Raw genomic sequence first — 2172 nt, forward strand, 5'->3', positions numbered from 1 at the left:
CAATCAATTGTTCAGCTGGGATATTACTTACCTGCCGACGACAGTTCGCGGGCAGTATTTCTATCTTTATCTGTTCAGTGCGACACGTGTCGCCGCCCGCCGCGCGTAAGCGGCATGTAGTTGGCGGTAAAGCTCGTTCTTGTCTTGTCACGTGCGGCAGAGCCCGTACCGTGACCTGCTGTACGACCAGCAGTTGCCTACCTGGACAGGCGCGACTGGTAACGTCAGGTCTGAAGCTCCGGGGACAACGTACTTCTCGAAAGACGCCCATCCCGGCGACGGGAACATGTGCGACGCTGCTAGCCGAAGTGCGGCGTGAAGGCTAGGCAAGTTCCGCATGCGCAACAAATGTGAACTGTCGATAAACCTCGTAATAGAGAATGGGCCAAAGCGGCTGACAGGCCCAGACCAAAACAGGTGTGCAGCTGGTTGCTCTTCTTGAACATGGGAGCACGTCGTCACAAAGCTGCCGGGGGAAAGACAGGCGCTAAACGGACAGATCCGGTAGCACTCGGGTCGGCAAGAACGGGAACGTGGTAAGTCCAATTGTCCGCCCGCGCTAGAGGTTTGGCTATGGCAGGTGACCCGCAAGGGAAGCTGTTGGGCAAGTGGATATGAGAACGCGGAAAAAGCGAATGGCGGGCAGTAATCGCCCGCATAGGGGTTCAAGATTTGCCCTGACCTGAAAGGGTGCAGACTTCCGCGTGGTGCAGTTGTCGCAGGTGTTCATTTGAGGTTCGATCGCAGGGAAGCTTGAAAGAGACCGCTTTACGGCGGTTCAGCGCCCTCGTCTCAGCAATGAGATGAACCAACGATGTGACGGCTTGCGAAGGGCTTGTGCAATTGGCAAGACCGGCGTCAGCAAGGCGCTTAATGCTGTGCGCGAGCCGTGTGCGGGGAAGTAAGCACCTCGCGACGGCCGTTCGCAACGGGACGTTCGCGTGAGGCATGATCGGGAATCAGGCTACCTGGTTCTCACTGGCCGGCAATCAGGCAGTAGACGCGGGTAAGTCAGGGTGCGGGGGCAGCTTGCTGGCCATGTTCCAGGGCAGCAGTTCATCGACGCGGTTGATGGGATGGTCCGCGATATGAGTCAGGACGTATTCGAGGTAGGCGTGCGGGTTGATCCCATTGAGCTTGCACGTTCCGATCAGACCGTACATCGCGGCAGCCCGCTCGCCCCCGCTGTCGGAGCCCGCGAACAAGAAGTTCTTCCGGCCCAGACTCACGCAACGCAGCGCGTTTTCGGCCAAGGCGTTGCTGATCTCGGCGCGGCCCTCTTCGCCATACAGCACGAGGGCATCCCACTGGTTGAGCGAGTAACGGATCGCTTTGGCCAGCTCGGATTTCTTCGACAGCGTCGTGAGCTTGTTCGTCATCCACGCCTTGATGGCCGCCAGCAGCGGCACGCTTTTCTCCTGTCTTACTCGCAGCCGTTCAGCGACCGGTTTGCCACGGATGTGAGCCTCGATGCCGTAGAGCTCGCCGATCAATTCGAGCACCTGCCGAGTCGCTTCGGTGGGCGTGCGGGCGTGAACGTCGTATATGTACCGTCTCGCATGATCCCAACATGCAGCCTCACGGACCTTGCCGCTCTCGTACAGCTCGTTGAAGCCGCCGTAGGCGTCGGCCTGCAGGATGCCCTCGAATCCGGCGAGATGGGTCTGTGGATGGATGCCCTTGCGGTCGGGCGAGTAGGCAAACCACACCGCAGCCGGCTCCTTCGAGCCCGAACGGCTGTCGTCGCGCACGTACACCCAGAGTCGCCCGGTCTTCGTCTTCTTGTTGCCCGGCGCGAGCACCGGGATCGGCGTGTCGTCCGCGTGCAGCTTCGACGTTGCCATCGTGTAGCGGCGCAGCGCCTCGGTCAGCGGCTCGCAAAGCGCCTCGCACTGGCCGACCCAGCGTCCCATGCTGGCCGGGTCGAGCTTCACGCCATCGCGCGCGGCAATCTGTGACTGCCGGTACAACGGAGTGTGGTCAGCGTACTTCGAGACGAGGATGTCGGCCAGCAGGCTTGGATGGGCGATACTGCGCGTGATCGGCAGGCCAGGCATAGGCGGCTGCGAGAAGTGGTGGCCGCACGGGCAGACCGGTAAGCACCTCGCGGCGGCCGTCGTAGGCGCCGGCGCGGCACGAGATCAAAGTAGTGCCCATCATTTTCGATTTGAT

1 pseudogene is annotated in these 2172 nt (G+C 60.9%); it reads right to left on the reverse strand.

The window, feature by feature from the left end:
- Positions 1-989: 989 nt before the first annotated feature.
- Positions 990-2084, reverse strand: a pseudogene (locus tag AB6809_RS36125) (IS66 family transposase); the annotation flags it as partial.
- Positions 2085-2172 lie beyond the last annotated feature (88 nt).

Origin of the sequence: Paraburkholderia sp. RCC_158 (assembly GCF_041355255.1) — a bacterium.
Classification (GTDB): Bacteria; Pseudomonadota; Gammaproteobacteria; order Burkholderiales; family Burkholderiaceae; genus Paraburkholderia; species Paraburkholderia graminis.